Genomic DNA, 22859 nt, shown 5'->3' on the forward strand with positions numbered 1-22859 from the left:
CAATTATAAATTTAGTTTAGCAATAGCTCGCTTCGTATTTCCGTTTACTTCACTAAGTATCGTTTGAACTGTTTCAAAATCTGCATTTGTTTTCAGCATGACAATCGCTGGTTTTACTGCTAGATTCGTCGTGTTTAAAACTTGTTCTGCCTGTTCATATGAGCAATTTGTGGCCATCATAACGATTCTTTTTGCGCGCTCCACTAGCTTATTATTGCTGGCGTTAACATCGACCATTAAATTTTCATACACTTTTCCTAGTTTCACCATAGTGGCTGTACTAATCATATTTAAAATCATTTTATGAGAAGTCGCTGCTTTTAAACGTGTTGAGCCCGTCAAAATTTCCGGACCGACATCCACTTCAATTGCTTGATCTGTATACTGGCTAATTTTTGAATCTTTATTGCTCGTTAAACTAACCGTAAATGCCCCGTTCAATCGCGCATATTTTACAGCACCTATTGTATAAGGTGTTGTACCACTCGCCGTAATCCCAATGACGGTATCCCATTTCGTAATCGCTTTCTCAGCTATATCTCGCTGTCCTGCCTCGGCATCATCTTCTGCATTTTCAACTGCTTGGAAAAATGCTGAATTTCCACCTGCCATAATCGTTTGGACTAAATTAGGATCTGTCATAAATGTCGGCGGGCATTCGGACGCATCCATCATCGCTAAACGCCCACTGGAACCAGCACCTACATAAAAAATTCGCCCACCATTTAAAATATTATCAACAATCTTCTCGATGATTTTCTCTAAAGTTGGTAGTACTTTGGCGACACCTTGAACGACATGCTCATCTTGGCGGTTCATAATCGTTAAAATTTCTTCAACCGTTAATTCATCTAAATTCATCGTTTCAGAATTGCGTTTTTCAGTTGTCAATTGTTGGTTGTTCATGTCACGCCTCCTTTACATTTCCCCATGTGTTTTTAATATTTTCCTTCATCGCTTCATCCATTAAAATTTGATTAGCATGCAGAGCTAAAATATAGGCGCCTACCTCACCTGAAACTTCTGGCCTCAACAATTCCAACGTAGGAAATTGTAGTTTTAAATGTTTACAAAATGATTCAAAAAAAGGACCACTACTGAATAATCCCCCATGTAAAACGAGTGGCTTTTCCATATCCATTTGAGGTTGAGCTAAGCGAATTAAACGGATTAATTCCTGCTGAGTTAAGTGAACCATCTCACTTGCAAGTTCATCCCCTTGTTCAAATGCCAACAGCACATCGCTACAAATGGATGCAATCATTGGGACTGACGCCTTTTGACTATAAATTTTCGAGATGATGTCTGGCGGATGTTGAACTTGAAAGTGCGCTAATATTTCCCGCTGGAACAGTCGCATTGGAAGCTTTGCATCATGGGATTGTAAAATAGAGCGCACCGCTAATTTCCCAAGATGAAAACCGCTTCCTTCATCACCTAATAAATAGCCCCAGCCGCCCACTCGAAAATTGTGTCCACCATTCCAGCCATAAACGATAGAACCTGTGCCTGCAATTAATAATGTACCTGAATCCCCCCATGTTCCCGCTGCTAATGCGGCATGTGCATCACTCTGAATCATTATTTTGTCAAACAACGTACTTCCCTCAAAGGATTGATGAATTTTATTCTTTTCATCTAAGCGATCTGCACCAGCTAAACAAATAAAAACTTTATGAACATCATGCAACGGAATTTTCGCCTGTGCTAAAACCGTTTCGATCATAGACTGAAGCATGTCATGCAACTGCGTAAGTGGAATCGCACTTATATTGCCAGAGGAGCTTACTTTATAACCAATGATATTGCCCTCTGTATCGCCAATCACACAGCGTGTTTTCGTTCCTCCCCCATCAATACCGATATAGTACTGTTTTGCTATGTCCATCACCTTATTTCCTACTGTTTTCTACTGCTAGCGCGATTAAATTATGAGTAATTCGTCGAAACCTTTGAATATTACATTGTCGCCCATAGTGCACCCGATTCGTTAGTAACACGATGGCGATTTCCTGTTCATCTGAAATCCACATTGACGTTCCAGTAAAACCAGTATGTCCAAAACCATCTTGCAAATATTGCCCTGAAAAAGTCGGATTACTATACACTTGCCATCCTAAGCCGCGCTGTTCATCTAGTTCCCTCGTATACGTTTGTTTACTCATTCGTTTCGTTTCTTCTGTAAGTATAGAAGGTTCCCCTTTCATAAAAGCTTGTGCGTAACGTGCTAAATCTTCCGCCGTTGAAAACAGCCCCGCATGCCCACTTACACCACCAAAATAGTTGGCATTCTCATCATGAACATCTCCCCACTGGTAATCTTGCAAATGATTGCGATATTCAGTAGCTGCTATTTGTATTTGTAAATCGGATGAAGGGTTAAATAATGTGTGTTCCATTTGTAGTGGTTGAAAAATGTTTTTCCTCGTAAAACTAGATAGTGACTCTCCACTAATCTTTTCTACGAGCATGCCTAGTAAAATATAGTTCACATCGCTATAAATCACTTCTGAGCCAATTGCTTTACGATTTTGTATTTGTTCAATTACTTCTAATGGACTCTTCTGCACATTTGCTTCGATATAAAACCTTACTTCTGGTTGAAAGCCGCTCGTATGCGTCAGTAAATGTTTAATCGTCACCTCTTCATGTTGCCCTTGTAACTCTAGAAAATAGTGTGCAATCGAATCGTCTAAATCAAGTAATCCTTGTTCTAAAAGTAATAAAATCGCTGGTGTTGTTGCGACAACTTTCGTTAAAGAAGCAACATCAAATAACGTATTTTCCTTCATTAAAATATCCTTTTTAACATGCGCCTTGCCAAAAGACTTTTTAAATAAAATATCCTTCCTATTAGCAATACAAAGCACCGCACCTGGTAATACATTTTGTTCTATGGACTGTTCTATAAATTTTTGGACTGCTTGGAATTCCATATGAATCCTCCTATTTAATCGCACCTTCTGTCATACCCTTTACAATAGAGCGTTGGAAAATTGTGTAGAAAATAATGACTGGAATCACTGCGATACATAATCCTGCGAATAATACGCCCCACGCACTTTCGTATTGCGCTTTCGTTTTTAATAAGTTCATCGCAACCCCTAATGTCGTATTACTTTCTGTTTGTAGTAATATAAGTGCCATAAAAAACTCATTCCAATAAGAGATCGCATTTAAAATTGTGACCGTCATAATACCTGATTTGATTAAAGGTGTAATGATTTTAAACAAAATACCATATTGACTCATCCCATCCACAGTTGCCGCCTCTTCAAGCTCCTTTGGTATATTGCCAATAAAGCCGATTAATATGAAAATGGTAAAAGGCACATGTGAAATGGCGTATATAAGAGATAACGCCCATAAATTATCTAGTAAATTCAACTTCATTAATAAGAAAAATAGCGGGATCCACCCTAAAACAGCTGGTATCATCATCGAAGCTAAATAAACATTGATGAGCACCTCGCCCATTTTCGAGCGGATTCGTTCTAATGCGTACGCCGTTGGGATTGATAGTGCTAACGTTAAAATGGAACCTAAAGCCGTAACGAAAAAGCTATTTAAAAAGGCACGACCAATATTGAAGTCATTCCATGCACGTGCAAAGTTTGAAAAGTTAAACGTTTGTGGGAGCGCCCATGGAGAAGTGAAAATTTCAGCGTTCGTTTTAAAAGCACCCATAAACATCCAAACGAGCGGGAAAATTACGATTATAGCCCATAGTATAAGCGGAATTCGCACCATAATTTGTGAAAAAGCTTTCATCATAACCCCCCTTTAATATTCTACTTTTTCCTTTTTCAAAATAAATTGCGAAATTAAAACGGTAATGAGTGATACGACTAAAATTAATACGCCAATCGCCGCACCATAACCAAATTGAAAGTCTTCAAATGCACGTTGGTATAAGTATGAGCCCATTACTTCTGACGCGCTTCCTGGACCACCGCCCGTCATTACTTGAACTAACACGAATGAGCCGTTTAATGATGTAATAATAATGTATAAAATCGATGTTTTAATTTGCGGCCAAATTAATGGCACCGTAATTCGCCAAAATTGTTGCCATTCTGAAGCACCATCTATATCTGCTGCTTCATATAAACTTTTAGGTACATTCGAAATGCCCCCCATAAGCAATAACATAAATAAACCAATCCCCGCCCATATCGCAGGAATCGCAATACTCGGTAAAACCCACGTCATATCCCCTAACCAAGGACGCGCCCATTCGGTTAAGCCGACTTTCATTAAAAAGCTGTTAACCAGTCCGATACTCGGGTCATAAATAAATTGCCAAAGGATCCCGATTACGACAACGGACATAATGTTTGGAAAGAAAAATACGATGCGATAAAACGGTGCTTCTTTAATACGAAGCTGTGTTAGCGCAACTGCAAAAAATAAGGAAAGCATCATAATGCCAATTACTTTTACAAATACGAAGAAGAAGTCATTAAATATCGCCTGTTTAATAATGGTATCATTCCAAAGCTTCACATAATTATCTAAGCCAATAAATGTTTTTACTGAGCTCGTGCCTGACCATTCAAAAAAGGAATAATATAAACCGCCGAGCATCGGATATACGGTAAAAACAAGAAATAATAAAAACGTTGGAAGTAAACAAAAGGCTAAAAATAAATAGCGTTGTTTCGCTGATTGCGCCATTTCTATTTCTTCCTCCCCTCAGTTGAATGTTAATAGAAAGGAAGGGCTGTCTAGAAAACGTTCTTCCTAGTCAACCCCATTCCTTTACTTATTTATTTTCGTAATTCTTGAGATTTTTTCGTCATAATATCGATAAATTGCTCTGCCGTTTTCTTACCTAATAAAACCTCAATAAGTTGTAATTTTATTTCATTTGTAATTTCAACCGCAATTTTTTGTACCTCTGCGTCTGGTGTATGGTGCTTGTAAAGTTGTACAGCATCTGGATTATTAATCATGTCATTAATACCTGTTAAAAATTCAGGCACATTTGTATTTGCTGACAGATCTACATTTTTCAAGTTCATAATAGCGCCAGTTGATGCTGCAAAGTCTTGTGCGTATTTTTCAGTGAAAATGAACTCTAGGAACGCTTTTGCTGCTTCTGGATTTTTTGCTTTTTCAGAAACCGCAATCGTACGAATATCTGGTACTAACGCTAAAGGCTCTCCTGGTTCATTCATCGGTGTTGGCGTGAAACCGAATTCAAGGTCACTTGGTGTGTCATTTTTCATTTCATTCGGTAACCAGAATCCTACTGGAATATATGCATTTTTATGCAGTAGGAAATTCATTTGTGATTGTGTATGGTTATATGCCGCAAATCCAGGATCTACAACTTTCGCATCGGCCATTTTTTGTACTTTTTTCATAACTTCTAATGCTTCGGGTCTTTGCCATGCTTCTACTACACCATTTCTTAAATCATTTAAAAATTGTTCCCCACCAGCTGCTGCAAAGGCAGGATTTAATACACCACGCTCAAAGTATTGTGGGTGTTGACCCGTCGTAATGAACGGTGCAATATTCGTTTCTACTTTAATTTGCTCCATTGAACTTAACCACGTGTCAAAGTCTGTTGGTGCTGCCCAATTATTTTCTTTAAACCAGTTTGAGTCATACCAAATACCCCATGTATCAAATACAAGTGGTAACGAGTAAATTTTCCCACCATCAATTTCTTCAGCTGGTGAAATGAAGCTGTCTAGTAACGGTGTACCATCTTCCATCTTTAAATCTTTTACAAAATCACTAATATCCATTAATTGACCTTCTGCAATCATTTGCGTTTCATTTGCACCGGCTCCATCGATATACACAACATCTGGTGGATTATTTGAAATCCAACGCGTATTCATTTCTGTATTAATATTTGGACCCGCATGTTCAACAATTTCTAAATTTGGATTCTCATTTTTGAAATCGCCAATTACTTGTTTCCACCATTCATCTCCGTAACCACCTACGAAGTATTGAATTTCTAATTTACCTGATAGTCCATCCTCTTTTGCCGGTTCTTCCGGTGTTCCATCCGCTTCTGTACCTTCAACGTTTGTTGCTACATCGTCTTTCGTATCATCGCCCGAACATGCTGCTAACAACATCAACAATCCTACTAATGCGAATAATAGCCAAAATTGCTTCATCCCTTTTTTGTGAACCATTAGTAAACACCCCTTATTGATATTTATGTAAACTATTAAATCATAGTTTGCACCATACATTAACGAGAATAGGTCGAGACTGTTTTTCTCGTGCGATCTAGCACTTCTATCGATTGCTCAAAGTTTAAAGTAGCTACGCCAGTAAATAAAATATCAATCAATGTTAATTGTGCAATTCTTGATGCAGTTGCTGAACTGCGAATCATTGCTTCGTTTGAAACTGTAAATAATGAACTATCCGCATAAGTTTGTAATGTATTTCTTTGATTTTGCGTCATCGTAATAATGATAGCGCCATTTTTTTTTGCTTCACATACCGTATTAATAATTTCCTTCGTCTCTCCTGAATAGGAGATGGCAAAAATAATATCCTCTTTTTTTACATGTGTTGCTGCAATCAATTGCCCATGACTATTTGTAATGGCTTCACACCATTTATCAATTCTCTTAAACTTGTGTTCAAAATCAAGTGCCACTACTGCCGATGCACCTACACCAATCACTATAATTTTTCTAGCATTATCAAGCTGTTGAATCACTTTATTAAGTTCACGTTTATCATTTGCAATTAATGTTTGTTTTATAGATTGTATGTTATGAACACTAATTGTTTGAATCATTTGGGTAATTGTTGAATTTTTTTCTAGCTCTGAATAAGCAACGCTATCTTTAGATTGACCTAGAGAAGCCGCAATGCTTAACTTTAGATCCTTAAATCCTGTGAAATGTAGTGCGCGACACATACGAATGATTGTTGCTTCACTCGTTTTTGTTTCTAAAGAGAGTTGCGCAATTGGCATATGTATAATTGCTGCCGTATTTTTTACAATAAATTCTGCTACAATTTTTTCAGCTGGCTTTAATAGCCCTATTCTAGAGTAAATTCTTTCTATCCCATTTTCGATCATTTAAATACACCTACTTCATTTATAATTGTAATAAAGTTTCTCGAAAATTCTGATAATAGGGAGTTTTATTACATATTATTATGACAAGTAACTTTTTGTCAATAACTTACTTATTACTTTTTCGAATTTTATAACAATTGAAATTCACTTCATCTACTTTTTCCTATTATTTCTGCTATACTTCAAATTAGATTTTCTAACAATGGTGGTGGCAATTATGCAATATGCATTATTAGGTGATTTACATTCAAATTACAAACGTACAAAATCAGTGCTCGAACATATAAAGGAAGTCGCTCCCCAAGCTCAAATTATTGGATTAGGTGATTTATTTGAATGCACTATCGGCAAAAAGAAAGCGCAAGTAATTCGTAATGCACAAGTAAAGGATGCGGCGATTATCGAAAAAAGGTTCGTCAATTTATTAACGTTCCCTTCAATTATTGGAAATCAGGAAGAACGCATCGCCCTCGTGACGGGAGACGAACGCTTTTTACAGTATGAAGAAGTGTATAAAATAGAACATGCTACATTAATGCATGGGCATCAATTCGAATGGGATGAAGACTTCAATCCAACATTTCCTGCGATTCAAACACCGTTATTATTTTTTGGACATAGTCATCGTTCAGCAATATATATAAATGGCGAACGACAAACTGTTCCTTATCATACTCCATTTGCACTTGATGAAAAATGTTATCAAATTAATGTCGGTGCCGTTGTCGAAAATAAGGAATGGTGTCTTTATGATAGTGAGAAAATGACTGTTACTTTTATGCAAGCATGAAAAAGCGAGCAATACGTAGCCACTTTGACTGCGTATTGCTCGCTAAAAAATTACTTTTTTATATATTGAGATTTATTATTTACTAAAACTTGTTGCAATTGCTGCAGCTTATCAATAACAATTCGTGAAGTGATCGTCAAATCTTCTAAATACGTTTCTGCCAGTTCATTTTTATTTTGAACATGGGCTTGAACTGCATTTCTTGCAATTTCATATACTTCTAAAAACGGTGCTTCTAATTCGCGATATGGTCTTTCATCGCCTAAAAGCTCTCGACCTTTTCCGTAATACCACTGTCCTAAATTAGATTCGCGTGGTGTTTCTATATTTAAATTATCCATTTCCTCGAAACCTAGTAGTAAATTGTAAATTTTCCAGCGCCATAATAAGTGATCTGTAATCGCCACTTCGATAATATCTTCTTGGCTAATGATCATATTTTTCGAAATCGTTTGCGATCGATAGTCATCAATCATTTTACTTAAACGATAAATCGCCGTTCCTGTTTCAAATGCGATATCTTTACTACGAATCGTACTTTCTGTCATGCTGCGGTTACGTTCTGTAATTTCAGTTGCTGATTGCGCTTGATGCTTCGTTGTTGCAGCAATTTCTTCAAATCGTGCGCCTTGTATTTGTAACGTTTGGTTGAGCTCCGAAAGTGTTCTCGTAATTTGAATGACATCTGTTACGCCTATATGTAATTCTTCTGTAGATTTTTCCGTTAACTCATCGATATTTCCTGTAATTTTCAACAATTCTTGAATATCTGTGTGAATCGATTGTACCGAACGCTTTGTTTCATCTGCTAATTTACGAACTTCTTCTGCCACTACCGCAAAACCTTTTCCTGCTTCTCCTGCACGGGCCGCTTCAATCGACGCGTTTAATGCAAGTAGATTCGTTTGATCGGCAATTCCTTGAATAAGCCCTATTACTTTTGACACGCTGTGCACACGATCTACTAAATTGGCGACATTTTGACGAACGGACTTTTGCCCTTCATCTGTATTTTGTAAAATTATCGAAACTTGCTCCAATGATTTTAAATCATCATTCAATTCAGTTAGTGAAACTTGTGTATGGGTCGAAATATCCCCAACCGATGCAGCGATTTCCTCAATACTTGAATCGAGCTCTAGCATTAAATCACTTGCTAATTTCACATCATTATGTTGAACTTCTTGGAACTGAATGAGCTCTTTAATTTGATCTAGCTGTGTATTATACTGAATAATTTCGCCTAAACCGTTTACAACCGAGCCACCTTGGATTTCGATATAAGTCTCAACAATAATTTGTAAATCTACTGTCACTAAACTATCGTAAGCTAATAATGTATCTAATAGTTTTTTGCTATCTTTGCCGCATTGTTTTGCGATTAACGGGATAATTAGCTGATTAATTAATGTATACGCAGAAATCATCCAGTTTGGAAGTACTCCGATTCTTGCATGGGTATACGCAATTTGACGACGTTTAAACACATATTCAATTGTCAGCTCATCTGAAAATAAACTCGTAAAATGACGATCAAATGATATTTTTAAACGTTCTACGCTTGAGTTTTCATCAATAATTTTTTTGAATTCTGGAATAGCTAATAAGCGGTCATAGAAACTATCTAAAATTTCGTGGCGGTTTTCATCATAAATTTTATGTAGTAATGTTACGGAGTCACGGCGCACTTTTGATAATGCAAGGAAATCTAATTTCTCTTTAAAACGTTCATTTGTTTGAATATCTGATTCAGAGTGTTCGTTAAAATATTTGTAATTATTATTTCTCTTCTTACCAAACATGATTTTCTCTCCCTATGGACTTCTACGAATGATCCCATCTATTCAATAGAAGTAAAATAAATATAGTAATTCTCCCCATTTCAATCTGTCGTGAGGATAAATACCTTTACCCGAAAGTACTAAATCTATTTTACTATATTCTCTAGTCAAATAGATGGTCCACTTAACGTAATTCACCAATTTTACATTTCTGGTAACTCATGGTCCAATCCGAACTTTTGACGGAAGCCGCATTTTTTACATAGTTCTTCCACTGCTTCTCGGCGTGAAAAGCCATCTACTAAATTTTGCGCACGCTCACTTCCAACAATATCTCCAAATTTTTGCTCATGGACATTTCCTAAATTAATAACCCCTTCACCATCTAAGCAACATGGTACTACGGAGCCATCTACTAAAATCGCCGCATGGGTACGCAGCGCATGGCAAAAGCCTTTTCCTTCATCTGCTTTTTCAAGCAAACTTGGCCAGCGGAATTCATGATCCTGATTTAAATAAATATTTTTCGCGATTTTAACGCCTGATCCCATCTCAACACGCTCTTGAATTTCATAATCAAGCTCATATTCCTTTTCAAGAATTTCAAGCGTTTCACGATTTCTACGATTCGCTTCCTCAGAAAGATGATTGCGCTGTAAATTCCACAGACGATACGAAATAATAACATTGTGTTCACGTACTTCACGAACGAATTGTAATATATCATCTAAATATTTTTCGCGGTTTTCAGAACCTTCATGTCCATCAAAGCTATGCAGTGAAAAGTTAATTTGACGTAATGCAGGCTTACCTAATAATTTTTCACGATTTTTTTTAATTAAAGTACCGTTCGTCGTAATATTCACTTTGAACCCTTTTTCATGCGCAATATCTAGTAACTGTCCGATACGCGGATGGAGTAATGGCTCTCCTTTTACATGTAAATAAATATATTTCGTATAGCCTCTAATTTCATCAAGGATATTAGCAAACTGATCAACTTTTATTAATCCTTTTGCACGTTCAGTTGGCGGACAAAAACTACATGCCAAGTTACAAACGCTCGTAATCTCTATATAAACTTTCTTAAATGTTTTCAACGCTCGTTCACCAATCCTTTTTCTACTCAGTACTCTTTATTGTATCAAATTTTTAACTTAATTCAGCAAAAAGTCCCCTATTTCTATAAAAAGGGATAAATGCTAAATAGGCAAACCTTTTCAGTGGGTGTTCAAACCCCAGCTGAATCAAGTTATGCCCCGGCGGATGTCACAGATTTTATAGAGGAGTTTTTCGAGCGAGCTCGAAAAACTCTGGACGCAATTACGCCAAGGCGTAATTGATAAAAAAAAGGATAGAAGCGACTTATTGCTCACGCTCTAATTTTGCCACTTCTGCACGGACGATAGGCGCAACTTCTTTCCCAAATAACTCGATTGCACGCATGACTTCTTCATGAGGCATCGAACCAACAGGCATATGAATCATAAAGCGATCAATACCGACATGCTTTCTTAGATAAATGATTTTTTCCGCAACTGTTTCTGGATCGCCAACATAAAGTGCTCCTTCTAACTCAGCCATCGAATCGAATGTATGGCGAGTATAAGGACCCCAACCTCGCTCTTTAGCTAATTGGTTCATAACAAGCGCTGTAGATGGATAAAATTTCTCTCTCGCCAGTTCATTTGTTTCAGCAATAAAACCGTGCGAATGAGAAGCAATAGTTAGCTTGCTTACATCATGTCCTGCCTTAGTTGCCGCGCGTTTATAATATTCTACTAACGGTGCAAATTGCAGTGGACTTCCTCCGATAATAGCGAGTACAAGTGGCAATCCTAATAATCCTGCACGAACAACGGATTGCGGCGTTCCTCCACTTGCGATCGTCACAGGTAATGGATTTTGCACAGAGCGCGGAAACACTTGTAAATTTTCAATCGATGCGCGGTGTTTCCCTTGCCAATTGACGACTTGATTTTTACAAAGTTGTAATAATAGCTCTAACTTTTCATCAAATAATTCATTATAATCGTCTAAATCATAGCCAAATAACGGGAAAGATTCGATAAATGAACCGCGCCCAGCCATAATTTCTGCTCGTCCATTGGAAATCGCATCTAATGTTGAAAAGTTTTGAAATATGCGTACAGGATCAGCAGAGGATAAAACCGTTACAGCACTTGTCAAACGAATATTTTTCGTTTGTGATGCCGCTGCTGCTAATATCATTTCTGGTGCAGATGCTGCAAAATCCTCTCGATGATGTTCACCAACACCAAATACATCAAGCCCAACTTGGTCAGCTAGTACAATTTCCTCGACTACTTCCCGAATACGAACATCATGTGGGATTGTCCCACCATTCACTGCATTTTTCGTTGTTTCAACAAACGTTGTAATTCCTAGTTCCATCCTACATCTCTCCCTTTTTCCATATATCATACATTGAATTTATCTCGAATTGAAAGTATTAGCTATATAATTAATTAAAGGATCTATTTTTATTAGAAGCTTTGTTAGAAAACGCGCATCATGAGGATAGAATTTTTTCTTGAACTTATATATACCCAATACGCCAAAAACCCACCATTCCAACAAATGCGGAAATGATGGGTTACCATTGTGATAATTTATTTATTTTGACCGCGATAGCGAATCGATAGCCCTTTAATAAATTTACGCGCAAAATTGTCGCCACATTCTTTATAATTGCGATGACCAGGCTTACGCATAATCGCGCCAAGCTCTCCTTTAGAAACAGCAATCCCACCATCATCGAGAACATCAAGCATTTCTTCAGCTGTCAGTTGACAAGCAACCTTTAGCTTTTTTAATACCATGTTATTGATATGATCAGGCTTTTCTTGCACAGGCGGTGAAGCTTGCCCTTCTTTTTTCGGCATTGGCCCACGCTTTTGCGTAATCAGTCCATTAAAAAAAGCTTCTAATGTTTTGTGATTCACTTTTACTTGCTCATAATCTGCTGGTACTTCTTCATCTTCTTCTAAAGATTTCGTTAACATTTTCGGCATATCCTCAGGCTTTACTGTTACGCCACCTAATCCAAAAATCTCAACCATTTCTCTATTTTTTAAATCCAATGCATAGCGCACGCGAATTAAAATATCATTATTATCCATTACAAACCTCCACAGTTCTACTAGCACATATTATAACAGAGGTTACGCTATGAATGTTAGCTTGCAACATTGGACTTTTTACAGTGGGTCGGTTTCTTTACTTTCATCAATTGCTTGCTGAACGCCTTCATCACTCGTTGCATTGCCAAGGGGTCCTGCATTTTCACTACTTGTTTTCAAATTCTCTCGCAAACGTTTCCCATAGTCAGCATCTGCTTGCTCAGCATAACGAATCATTGTTTCTTGAATGGCTGGGGCACATTTCGCTAAATCGGTTGTTAAATTCAAAATTAAATCATCCTGCTCCCACTTTTCAAACTCTCGATACGATTCACCCGCTTGTTTCGTATCATTTGTTCGGTCAAGTGGGGCACGTACGAGATTTCCTTCAACAAATGGTGTATATTCCTTGCCGGCTTGCTGCGCTTCTTTAAGTCCACCTAACAAAGATGGTTCATAATTAATATGTGGATTGCCGTTTTTTTGAATGATGTACTGCATTTGACCACCGCGCTGATTCGTTGCAACATGCTTTTTCGGTGCATTGATAGGCAATTGTAAATAATTCGCCCCTACGCGATGTCGTTGCGTATCCGAATAACTAAATGTACGACCTTGCAACATTTTATCATCGGAAAAATCGAGCCCATCGACAAGCACCCCTGTTCCAAATGCAGCTTGCTCTACTTCTGCAAAATAATCTTCAGGATTTTTGTTTAATGTCATTTTGCCAACTGCTTTCCAAGGAAATTGTTCTTTTGGCCAAAGTTTCGTATCATCAAGCGGATCAAAATCAAGCTCTGGATGCGGGCCGTCTTCCATTATTTGCACAAATAACTCCCACTCTGGATACTCTCCCTTTTCAATCGCTTCATACAAATCTTGTGTCGCATGATTAAAGTTTTTCCCTTGAATTTCTTGTGCCTGCTGCTGCGTTAAATTGCGAATACCTTGTTTCGGTTCCCAATGGTATTTGATGAGGACTGCTTTCCCTTCTGCATTAACCCATTTATACGTATTCACTCCTGAACCTTGCATCATCCGATAATTGGCAGGAATCCCCCATGGTGAATAAACTAGCGTTACCATATGGAAGCTTTCTGGTGATGCTGCGCAAAAGTCAAAAAAGCGTTCTGCGTCTTGTCGATTCGTAATTGGGTCTGGTTTAAAGGCATGAATCATATCCGGAAACTTCATCGCATCCCGAATGAAAAAGATTTTCAAGTTATTCCCTACTAAATCCCAGTTGCCATCTTCCGTATAAAACTTCACCGCAAACCCGCGCGGATCACGTAATGTTTCCGGCGAATGTCCACCATGAATCACACTAGAAAATCGTACAAATACAGGCGTTTTCTTGCCCTTTTCTTGAAATAACTTTGCCCTCGTAAAGTTAGCAATCGGCTCATCTTCAACTGTTCCATATGCTTCAAAAACGCCATGGGCTCCCGCACCTCTTGCATGAACAACACGCTCTGGAATACGCTCCCTATCAAAGTGACTAATTTTTTCAATAAAATCATAATTTTCTAATGTAGCAGGACCTCGATCACCAACAGACCTAAGTTGCTGGTTATTTGTTATCGGATGCCCTTGCCCATTCGTTAAAATTTCCTCTTCCATCTCTTCCATGCTCACTCACTCCTTTTTAGTAAGCATGGGCAATTTGAAAGGGGGCTATACAATTTGTATCCCCATAATTATGAAGGTTGCGGTTTTTCCTTCATAAAAAATACCCCCAATAAGCCTATAACGGAAAAAATAACTGGTGCGATGAAACCATAGTAATAACCATTCCCAACATTGCCTGAAGTAGCTTGAAAATAATCTAATATATAACCAAAAATGATGGGCAGTAATACCGCGCTTAAAAAGCCACCCGTATTGGCAAAACCCGAAACGATGCCGGATTCTTTCAATGGGAAAGATTGACGTACAGCTGCAAAAGTTAATGCACTTGCCCCGTAACCAATACCTATAATAAAAAAAAGAAGGATGAGCAAGTAAAGTGATGGATACCCTTTACATATAAGGAATGTAAACCATCCACTTAACACCGTCAATTGTATAACAATATACGGTCTTTTTATCATTCCGATTCGGCTTGAAATCCAGCTAGCTAGAGGGGCTCCAATTAGCGCTCCAATCAAACCAACCATAATGAGCTGGCTCGCTTCGGAACGTGTCATGTCATACATATTCATCCCGTATGGAACTGCCCACGAACTAATAAATCCAACATAACCACCAACTACGCCAAAATGACAAAAAAATAAAGCCCACGCTTGCCGACTCGAAAATATTCTTAGGAGTATAACAGATGTTTTTTCGCGTTGAACCTCTTCTATAATTATTACTGGTTCCTCCACGAAAATTTTCTTCGCTTTTTTAACTAGTACAAAATAAAGCAATATGCCACATAAACATAATAATATTCCCGCAGAGAAAAATGCTGTTCTCCAACCGAGTAAATGGATCCATGCCGAGAAAGGTACGGTTGCCAATAAGAAACCAAGACTACCTGTCATACCTGCCAAACCAATTAATCGAACAAATTCCTTCGTATGAAACCATCCAGCCAAAATGAGCACCATATTCACCCAAATCGTTGCATCGCCTACACCTGTAAGTATTCGGGCAAAAAATAAGACGACTTCATGTGTCCCAACACTATAAATAATCGTTCCTAAACCTGTAAGTGTTGCCCCGACAATGAGAAAGAAGTTCGGTCCATAACGATCCGCCAATATCCCCATCGGAATTTGCAAACTTGTGTAAACGAAAAATTGAATACTCGTCAATAATCCAATCGTTGATGCCGTCACATGAAAATCCCTCATCAGCTGATCTGTTATTAGTCCTGGAGCGGTTCGTTGGCTCGCCATTAACAAATAAGTAAATAATACGGATCCAAATACAAGCCATCTGTATTTGCTATTTCGTTTGTCCAATGATCCCCACTCCCCATTTGCTTTTACAATATGTATATGAAGTTCCTTAATCAATTACGCCTCGGCGTAATTGCGTCAGCAAGTTGGATATATACGAAAAGGGGATACCCAAATAATTTCTTTGGACATCCCCTTCAATATTAATTATTTTAACGTTTCATCCAGAAATACTAAACGCTTAACGAGCCACGAAAGCCTCGCGCTGCATAGTACGAATCTGCTCCATTATGGTATAAAAACACTTTGTCGTAGCGACGATCACAGAAAATCGCCCCACCTAGTTTTCTAATATCGGATGGTGTTGCTACCCAGCTCGATGTTTTCTTATCAAATTCCCCAAGATTTTGTAGCGCTCGGTATTGTTCTTCTGTTAACAGCTCAATTCCCATTTCATTCGCCATATCGATTGCACTATTTTTCGGTTTATGTTGTTTTCTTGATTCTAATGCTTCACGATCATAACAAATACTTCTGCGACCTTTAGGGCTTTCCGCTGAACAATCATAAAAAGTATACTCCCCTGTTTGTGCATCAAAGGACACTACGTCAGGTTCTCCCTCAGTTCTTTCCATTTCACAAAGAGACCATAGTTTTTCAGGATTCGCTTCTAGCTTTTCTTGAACGTTTGTCCATTCAAGCTCTGGATGACGATTCATATTTTTCTCAAAACGGGCTTTCAATAAGGCAAGTAGTTCTCCTTGTTGTTCTAGTGATAATTTTCTGTTTTCCATACGAAACCTCCAATAATATTTTGCTTGTTTTTGCGTATTTAGTAATACTATATCAAAGGGTTTATGATATGTGCAAAACGCAATCCTATACGCATGAAATTTTTAATATTTCTATTTTATTTCAGATACCTCTATACAAAAAAGCAGGCGGTTATTGAAAATGCATGATCACATTTCGAACCGTCTGCTTTTACTAGTTTCAGTATCTTGAATTAATGACTAATTTATTTGTCGTTTATTAATTCCGCAATACTTTTGGCTTCCTGGACTAACTTTTCCATTGTACTTGATTCATCGTCACTAATTTCTACTAGTTCTTCAAACATTTCAACTGATTCTCGAGAAATGAAAGAAATCTCTTGCATTGCTGCCGAAATTTGCTGTGAGCTTGAAGATAATTCTTCGGTACTTGCAGATGAATTCGCATTATTTTCAGCAATCACTTTTGTAATTTCTACAATCTTTTCAAACATCTCGCCAATTTCTACAATTGTTGTATTCGTTTGAGCAAATTCTTCTGTACCTTGCTTCATTGAAAATACAACTTTATCCGTCTCTTCTTGAATGTTTCTTACAATATTCGATACTTCAGAAGATGACTGACGTGATTGTTCAGCTAATTTACGAACTTCCCCAGCAACTACAGCAAACCCTTTACCGTGTTCACCTGCACGAGCTGCTTCAATCGCTGCGTTCAAAGCTAATAAATTGATTTGCTCTGAAATTCCCGTAATTACTTTAACAATTTTTCCAATCTCATGTGATCTTTCACCAAGAATATTAATCGCACCAGATGTTGTATTAATTGTTTCATTAAATTTTTCCATTTTTATCATCGAATCTTTTAACTTATCATTACCGTCTTGTGTCAATTCTAATGTCGTATTCGATTTTTCTGAAATTTGGTTTGATCTAATCGATAGCTCTTCAATAGCCACTGTCATATCTTCAATTGAAGTAGAACTTTCTTCAGTAGCGATTAATTGTTTTTTTAATCCTTTACCTACCTCATCTATTGCAGCCCTTACAATATCAGCCTTTTCAGCGGCGTATTCTCCATGTTCCGTCAACTTTTCGCCTTTTTCATTTACAAGTTTTGCAAACGACTGAATTTGCTCATTTTCTTCACTTGCAGAATGTCCGGTCATTTCACTTGTAACCTCATTATTTATATGAGATTGGCGTTTAAGCGTAAAATATTGGTACGCAAAATACAAAGAGGTACACAATAAAACGACAATAATTACCATCATAATAACTCCCATGAAAAATCTCCTATTCTTCTAATTTATTTAATAATGAAGTTTTAAAGTTCCTTTACAACAATATAAATTCCATCTGCTGTAGTCGATGGAATTTTGTTTAGTCTTTCATTGTCTTCATATTTATGAACAATAAAATTTCCTTCTACATCTACATATTTTGTTAGACCATGATACTTCTCCAAGACGCGCATTGATTTCGGATTTGTCGCTTCAGCTAGTACAAGTTTTAAGCCTTCTTCTCTCGCCTTGTTTATTAATGCGTCACCTAAGCCTTGTACAATTTCATGACGACTATGTTCAGCAATGATCCCTAGTAAAAAGATATGTAACGCTTCTCCGTCTTCCAAATCTTTACCGTTACGTATTTTATAATCATCTAAGAAACGTTGATCAATATCCGCTAATACACGCATTACAACGTTCATATCAGCAAATGTTCCACCAAAAATGTCTTCTTCAATAATTTCAAAGGCATTTGTATCCCCAACTAGTGCACCTAAAACATTTTGTTCATTATCTAGCGCTATTGCACAATAACCTTGGTGGGCAAATGTTTCGATATATTCTTTCGTAAACTGATACCAATCTTCATAAGGTAAATTTAAAGCGTATCCGATGATCGGCTCTTGTATCCATCTTCCACCAACTTCTACCCCAACAAATGTCTTCGCTAAACATTCCGCTGTTTTTTCAATTAATTCAGGTTGATCCTTTGTAAGAATTTCGATTGTATATAAATCTGCTGTTGTTTGCATCGTGATATTATTCCTCTCTCATTTAAAGCTGTGTATTTAAAATTTAGTTTGAAGTCGTTTCAGAAACATGATTAACTAGTCTACCTGGGAAATCAACTGTCTCTAGTGCATTTCGAATTTGTACTGCTGAAATTTTAGATATAGAACTTACAATGGCAATATCTTTAAATCCAAGAGACGCGTAGAACATGAATGTCTCTCCTAGTCCTGCCGAAACTTTCGAAGGAAGCGGTGATTGATGAGTTGCATCAACAACTAATCGATAATTTCTCTTCTGTACCATCCCACTTGTTTTTTCTAAATTGTTTAAAAAGCCTTCAACAAGATCCTCTTTAATAAACCCAATTACTTGAACATGTACTTCTTTCTTTGCTTCATAAATAGCCATTTTATATCGTGGTTCATCAACAACTATCATCTTAAATCTCCTTCTCTCTAACTATATTTTAGCTACTATTTCTTTATCATCTGCGGCTTCATAGCGTGCACCGTTATTCATTACAACATTTCTTTCAAATAAAAAACTACCACAACAAAAAAAGTTGAGGTAGCAAAATAACCACTTCTTTTTTGGCAACCCGACTGTCATGATCCAAGAGGATTTTAGACTCGTAGCTTTGCGTCCTTACCTTTCAATAAGTTTGCCTTTTTCAATTTAAAGGTATCTAAGTAAAATTTCACACATTATTAATACTATAACAGTATAAATTACTTGTAAGATCTTTTCAACTTTAGTACTTTCATCTAGTACATATTGTATTAATTCAGGATTTTCTTGAAAGAGAATAGAAATAGTTGGTTAATTATAATTATTCAGTAGCTAATGCTGCCAATTAGTTGAATTAATTATAAAAAAAACAAAAGAAAAGGTCACCCTAATTTTTGAGTGACCTTTTACAAGTATTTAAACTGCTACTATATTACTCTTTTTACTTCTTACAAAATCGTAACCTAAAATTGCAAACACAATTACTAAGCCAACGATATCTGTATATGTTTCAGGTATAATCATACAGATTGCACCTGCGCCTAAAATAATACGCAATATCCAATTTAGCTTTGTCACGAAGAATCCTTCTGCCGCAGCACTTAATGCAATGATGCCAATAATAGCCGTTATTGTTATGATAATAATAGATGAAATTGGCGCCATTGGGAATTCCTTAGCATTGACCGCAATATTTGTCGTATCAATCATTAACATAGCTGGATTATAAACAAATAAATATGGAATGATAAATCCTGCTAATGCAAGTTTCAATGCAGCAAAACCTGTTTTCATTGGATCTCCACCAGAAATGCCCGCTCCTGCAAATGCCGCTAAAGCAACAGGCGGTGTAATGTTGGCAAAAATACCGAAGTAAAAAACAAACATATGCGCTACTAAAATTGGAATACCAAATTCAGCTAAAGCTGGTGCAGCCATTGTTGCCGTAATAATATACGCTGGAATTGATGGTAACCCCATCCCTAAAATCATCGATGCTATCATAGTAAAGAATAATGTTAAGAATAAAGATCCTGCACCTAAGCTAGCAATTGATGAAGTCATAACATTACCGAATGAAGTTAAACTAACTACACCAATAATAATGCCCACAACCGCACAAGCAACCATAACTGCTAACGATTGGCGAGCACCGCTATCTAATGCAGCTAAAATATCTTTAAAGCCCATACGTGTTTCTTTACGAATTGCTGCAATAATAACAGTTGCTACAATTGTATAGATAGCTGTTTGACCAATCGGTACACCTACATAGAGTAAGTAAACTAAAAACACAATTGGCAATAACAAATGACCGCGTGCCTTTAATACTTCCTTCACAAGTGGTAAGTCTGCTTTAGGTATACCACGTAAATTATCACGTCCTGCTCGAAAGTGGACTTGCATAATAACACCTAAGAAATAGAGTACTGCTGGAATTAATGCAGCAAGGGCAATCGTCCCATACGCAACTCCTGTAGTTTCAGCCATGATAAATGCAGCAGCACCCATGATTGGTGGTAAAATTTGTCCACCGATAGACGCACTTGCTTCAACAGCACCCGCAAAGTTTTTTGAATACCCAACCTTTTTCATTAATGGAATCGTAAAAGCGCCTGTTCCTACAACATTAGCCACTGCAGCACCATTAATACTTCCCATGAAACCACTAGAAATTACCGCCACCTTTGCCGGTCCACCTTGGCGATGTCCTGCAAGTGCTAGAGCTAAATCATTAAATAATTGTCCCATACCCGATTTCGCAAGGAAGGCACCAAACAAGATAAATAGGAAAATAAATTGCACAGAAGAACCAATAGCCGTGGAGTATAACCCCTCTGTTTTTAAATACATTTGACCAAAAATATCCCCTAAATCATAAGATCGTGTCATCATTCGACGAGGCATCCAGCTATAATGACTAATAAATGGATAGATTAAAAAGACCATGGCTAACATAGGTAAAATCCAACCTGTTACCCGTCGAGCTGCTTCTAGCACTAAAATAACAGTCATAATGGAGAATATAATATCTGCCGTATTAGGAATACCGCCACGTTCTGTCATAATAGCATCGTACTCAATGATTAAATAACCAGCTGAAACAAAGGCTAAAATAAATAATAACCAGTCATAGATAGCGACTTTACTACGATCTTGCTTTTTATAAGTTGGATAGATTAAGAAAATTAATGCTAACCCAATGGATACGTGAAGAGCACGCTGTTGTAAAGTTGGCAGCGGATTAAATGTCACATATAAATGATAAACAGAATAAATAATCGCAATTAATGATATGAAGAACATTATTTTTTTGCCCGTAAATTTCCGAACATTCGATTCCGTATCAAACTTCTCTAAGATTTCCTGCTGTTGTGTTTCAGATAAAACTTCTGATGCAGCATTCTTATTTTCTTTATCCATATTTCTCACCTCTAATATACTTCCATAATGGTATTTTTTGAACTTTGAATGAAAGATTAGAATAATTATCCGCTAATTCATATAATTTTATTTCTTCATTTTTAGTATACAAAGTAGTTTTCACATTTTCTGAAACAACCATATTTACCTCTTGAAAAGGTTTGTTTAACATAAAATGTACATATCCATCGTCTGTTTCAATAATTGTCCCTTCAGAAGGTGTACCTGCACCAAATGTTTTAAAATAAGTTTCTCTCAGAAGTAGTTGATTATTATGTACTGTATATATTTCAAACCAAGGTTCTTTCTCCACTGAATGAATCCAACCAATAGTAAATTCATCTTCAATTAAAAATTGCCCTTGTTCATATTTCACAAGGACAATTTCTTTGCGAATCAGAAACAAAGGCAATACTAGCGCAATAATTATAATTGCTACTACTTGCCAATATTTCTTACTGCTCATCGAAGTATTTTTGAGCTCCTGGGTGTACTGGTGCTACCATACCTTTTTGTGCATTTTCAAGAGATATATCTGCTGCAGCTTGATGAGATGTTGTAAGCTTCCCTAAGCTCTCAAAGAATGTTTTTGTCAATTTATAAACATCATCTTCACTTAACTCTGATGAAACAGCTAGTGCATTCATAATTGCCGCAGTTGGAATTGCTTCCGTATTCCCGTAAGTGTCTGCTGGGATATCTAGCGCAATAAAGTATGGTTGTTCTTTCGCAATTTCAGCAATCTTATTCGGATCAACAGATACTAGAGTAAGTTCGATACTGTTAGCTAATTCTAATACACTTGAATTTGGTAAACCTGAAGTTAAAAATGCTGCATCAATACTACCAGATTTCAGCCCATCTGCCGCTTCTGCATAACCTAAATAATCCACTTTAACGTCATCATATGTAATACCATGACCATTCAGTAAGTTGCGTGCATTAACTTCTACCCCAGAGTTTTGATCCCCCACTGCTACACGTTTACCTTTTAAATCTTCAATTGTTTTAATACCAGAATTTTTCGTCGTAACAATTTGTACGTAGTTTGGATATAGCGCTGCAATTTGTTGTACTTTATCCACTTTTTCTTTAAAGTTTCCAGTTCCATTAACAGCTTCAGTTAAAACATCACTCATTAAAAAGGCCATTTCAACCTTACCTTCTTTAATTAAGTTAATATTTTCTACTGATGCACCAGTAGCTTGAGGCTTTGAGTTTACATCGTAAATTTCAGAGTACTCATTTGCTAATGTTGTGCCAATGATATTATATGGACCTGAAGAACCACCAGTAGCAATTGTTACGATATTTGTTGATAAACTATCTGTAGATTCTGCATCTCCAGAAGATTTTTCATCTCCTCCACATGCCGTTAAAATTGCACCTGTAAGTAATAAACTAGAGATAATCCCGTATTTTTTTAATTTCATATTATATCTCCCCCTTGCGAAATTATACAC

21 protein-coding genes and 1 riboswitch are annotated in these 22859 nt (G+C 37.0%); of the genes, 1 reads left to right on the forward strand and 20 read right to left on the reverse strand.

Translation table 11 applies throughout. The features are described from left to right. Positions 1 to 3 precede the first annotated feature (3 nt). The 7 genes from murQ to MHI10_RS18630 form a co-directional block, all read right to left on the reverse strand. Positions 4 to 906 (reverse strand): N-acetylmuramic acid 6-phosphate etherase, encoded by a 903-nt coding sequence (murQ, locus tag MHI10_RS18600; protein WP_340788075.1) that lies wholly within the window; start codon positions 904 to 906, stop codon positions 4 to 6. A gap of 1 nt (position 907) precedes the next feature. After that, positions 908 to 1888 carry an N-acetylglucosamine kinase gene (locus MHI10_RS18605; protein WP_340788077.1) on the reverse strand — a complete coding sequence of 327 codons (981 nt, stop codon included), beginning with the start codon at positions 1886 to 1888 and terminating at the stop codon, positions 908 to 910. A 4-nt stretch (positions 1889 to 1892) separates the two neighbouring features. Then, the gene (locus MHI10_RS18610; RefSeq protein WP_340788081.1) at positions 1893 to 2936 is read right to left on the reverse strand and encodes a serine hydrolase domain-containing protein; all 1044 of its coding nucleotides are present in this window, start codon (positions 2934 to 2936) and stop codon (positions 1893 to 1895) included. A gap of 10 nt (positions 2937 to 2946) precedes the next feature. Next, positions 2947 to 3771 (reverse strand): carbohydrate ABC transporter permease, encoded by an 825-nt coding sequence (locus tag MHI10_RS18615; RefSeq protein WP_445683197.1) that lies wholly within the window; start codon positions 3769 to 3771, stop codon positions 2947 to 2949. A gap of 12 nt (positions 3772 to 3783) precedes the next feature. After that, positions 3784 to 4677 carry a carbohydrate ABC transporter permease gene (locus MHI10_RS18620; RefSeq protein ID WP_340788085.1) on the reverse strand — a complete coding sequence of 298 codons (894 nt, stop codon included), beginning with the start codon at positions 4675 to 4677 and terminating at the stop codon, positions 3784 to 3786. 92 nt (positions 4678 to 4769) lie between these two features. Then, entirely contained in the window at positions 4770 to 6161 is a 1392-nt protein-coding gene (locus MHI10_RS18625; RefSeq protein ID WP_340788088.1) for an ABC transporter substrate-binding protein, read from the reverse strand. A gap of 59 nt (positions 6162 to 6220) precedes the next feature. Next, positions 6221 to 7069 (reverse strand): MurR/RpiR family transcriptional regulator, encoded by an 849-nt coding sequence (locus MHI10_RS18630; RefSeq protein ID WP_340788090.1) that lies wholly within the window; start codon positions 7067 to 7069, stop codon positions 6221 to 6223. 217 nt (positions 7070 to 7286) lie between these two features. Here MHI10_RS18630 and MHI10_RS18635 point away from each other — a divergent pair, with 217 nt between their 5' ends. Then, positions 7287 to 7859: a metallophosphoesterase family protein gene (locus MHI10_RS18635; protein WP_340788091.1), complete on the forward strand. Its 573-nt coding sequence runs from the start codon at positions 7287 to 7289 to the stop codon at positions 7857 to 7859. A 50-nt stretch (positions 7860 to 7909) separates the two neighbouring features. Here MHI10_RS18635 and MHI10_RS18640 read toward each other — a convergent pair whose 3' ends face one another. The 13 genes from MHI10_RS18640 to MHI10_RS18700 form a co-directional block, all read right to left on the reverse strand. Continuing rightward, entirely contained in the window at positions 7910 to 9661 is a 1752-nt protein-coding gene (locus MHI10_RS18640; RefSeq protein ID WP_340788093.1) for a methyl-accepting chemotaxis protein, read from the reverse strand. A gap of 182 nt (positions 9662 to 9843) precedes the next feature. Next, on the reverse strand, positions 9844 to 10740 hold the full coding sequence (locus MHI10_RS18645; RefSeq protein WP_340788094.1) for a radical SAM/SPASM domain-containing protein: 897 nt from the start codon (positions 10738 to 10740) through the stop codon (positions 9844 to 9846). Positions 10741 to 11005: 265 nt separating this feature from the next. After that, entirely contained in the window at positions 11006 to 12055 is a 1050-nt protein-coding gene (locus MHI10_RS18650) for an LLM class flavin-dependent oxidoreductase (protein WP_340788096.1), read from the reverse strand. Between the two features lie 218 nt (positions 12056 to 12273). Continuing rightward, positions 12274 to 12783: a YehS family protein gene (locus MHI10_RS18655; protein ID WP_340788098.1), complete on the reverse strand. Its 510-nt coding sequence runs from the start codon at positions 12781 to 12783 to the stop codon at positions 12274 to 12276. A gap of 78 nt (positions 12784 to 12861) precedes the next feature. After that, positions 12862 to 14415 carry a catalase gene (locus tag MHI10_RS18660; RefSeq protein WP_340788099.1) on the reverse strand — a complete coding sequence of 518 codons (1554 nt, stop codon included), beginning with the start codon at positions 14413 to 14415 and terminating at the stop codon, positions 12862 to 12864. Between the two features lie 68 nt (positions 14416 to 14483). Next, entirely contained in the window at positions 14484 to 15734 is a 1251-nt protein-coding gene (locus tag MHI10_RS18665) for an MFS transporter (RefSeq protein WP_340788102.1), read from the reverse strand. Between the two features lie 170 nt (positions 15735 to 15904). Next, positions 15905 to 16465, reverse strand: coding sequence for a DUF4256 domain-containing protein (locus MHI10_RS18670; RefSeq protein ID WP_340788104.1), 561 nt, complete (start codon positions 16463 to 16465; stop codon positions 15905 to 15907). 224 nt (positions 16466 to 16689) lie between these two features. Continuing rightward, positions 16690 to 17730, reverse strand: a complete 1041-nt coding sequence (locus tag MHI10_RS18675; RefSeq protein ID WP_340788106.1) for a methyl-accepting chemotaxis protein — start codon at positions 17728 to 17730, stop codon at positions 16690 to 16692. Positions 17731 to 17771: 41 nt separating this feature from the next. Continuing rightward, entirely contained in the window at positions 17772 to 18485 is a 714-nt protein-coding gene (locus tag MHI10_RS18680; RefSeq protein WP_340788108.1) for a hypothetical protein, read from the reverse strand. A 43-nt stretch (positions 18486 to 18528) separates the two neighbouring features. Next, complete coding sequence (locus tag MHI10_RS18685; protein WP_340788109.1) at positions 18529 to 18903, reverse strand: hypothetical protein; 375 nt, start codon at positions 18901 to 18903, stop codon at positions 18529 to 18531. 151 nt (positions 18904 to 19054) lie between these two features. After that, positions 19055 to 19141, reverse strand: a riboswitch (cyclic di-GMP riboswitch). 248 nt (positions 19142 to 19389) lie between these two features. Further along, the gene (locus tag MHI10_RS18690) at positions 19390 to 21396 is read right to left on the reverse strand and encodes a TRAP transporter permease (protein ID WP_340788110.1); all 2007 of its coding nucleotides are present in this window, start codon (positions 21394 to 21396) and stop codon (positions 19390 to 19392) included. Further along, positions 21389 to 21862, reverse strand: a complete 474-nt coding sequence (locus MHI10_RS18695; RefSeq protein ID WP_340788111.1) for a DUF1850 domain-containing protein — start codon at positions 21860 to 21862, stop codon at positions 21389 to 21391. The genes MHI10_RS18690 and MHI10_RS18695 overlap by 8 nt, the downstream gene beginning before the upstream one ends. Further along, on the reverse strand, positions 21852 to 22829 hold the full coding sequence (locus MHI10_RS18700; RefSeq protein WP_340788114.1) for a TAXI family TRAP transporter solute-binding subunit: 978 nt from the start codon (positions 22827 to 22829) through the stop codon (positions 21852 to 21854). The genes MHI10_RS18695 and MHI10_RS18700 overlap by 11 nt, the downstream gene beginning before the upstream one ends. Between the last annotated feature and the right edge of the window lie 30 nt (positions 22830 to 22859).

The organism is Solibacillus sp. FSL K6-1523, assembly GCF_038005225.1.
Classification (GTDB): Bacteria; Bacillota; Bacilli; order Bacillales_A; family Planococcaceae; genus Solibacillus.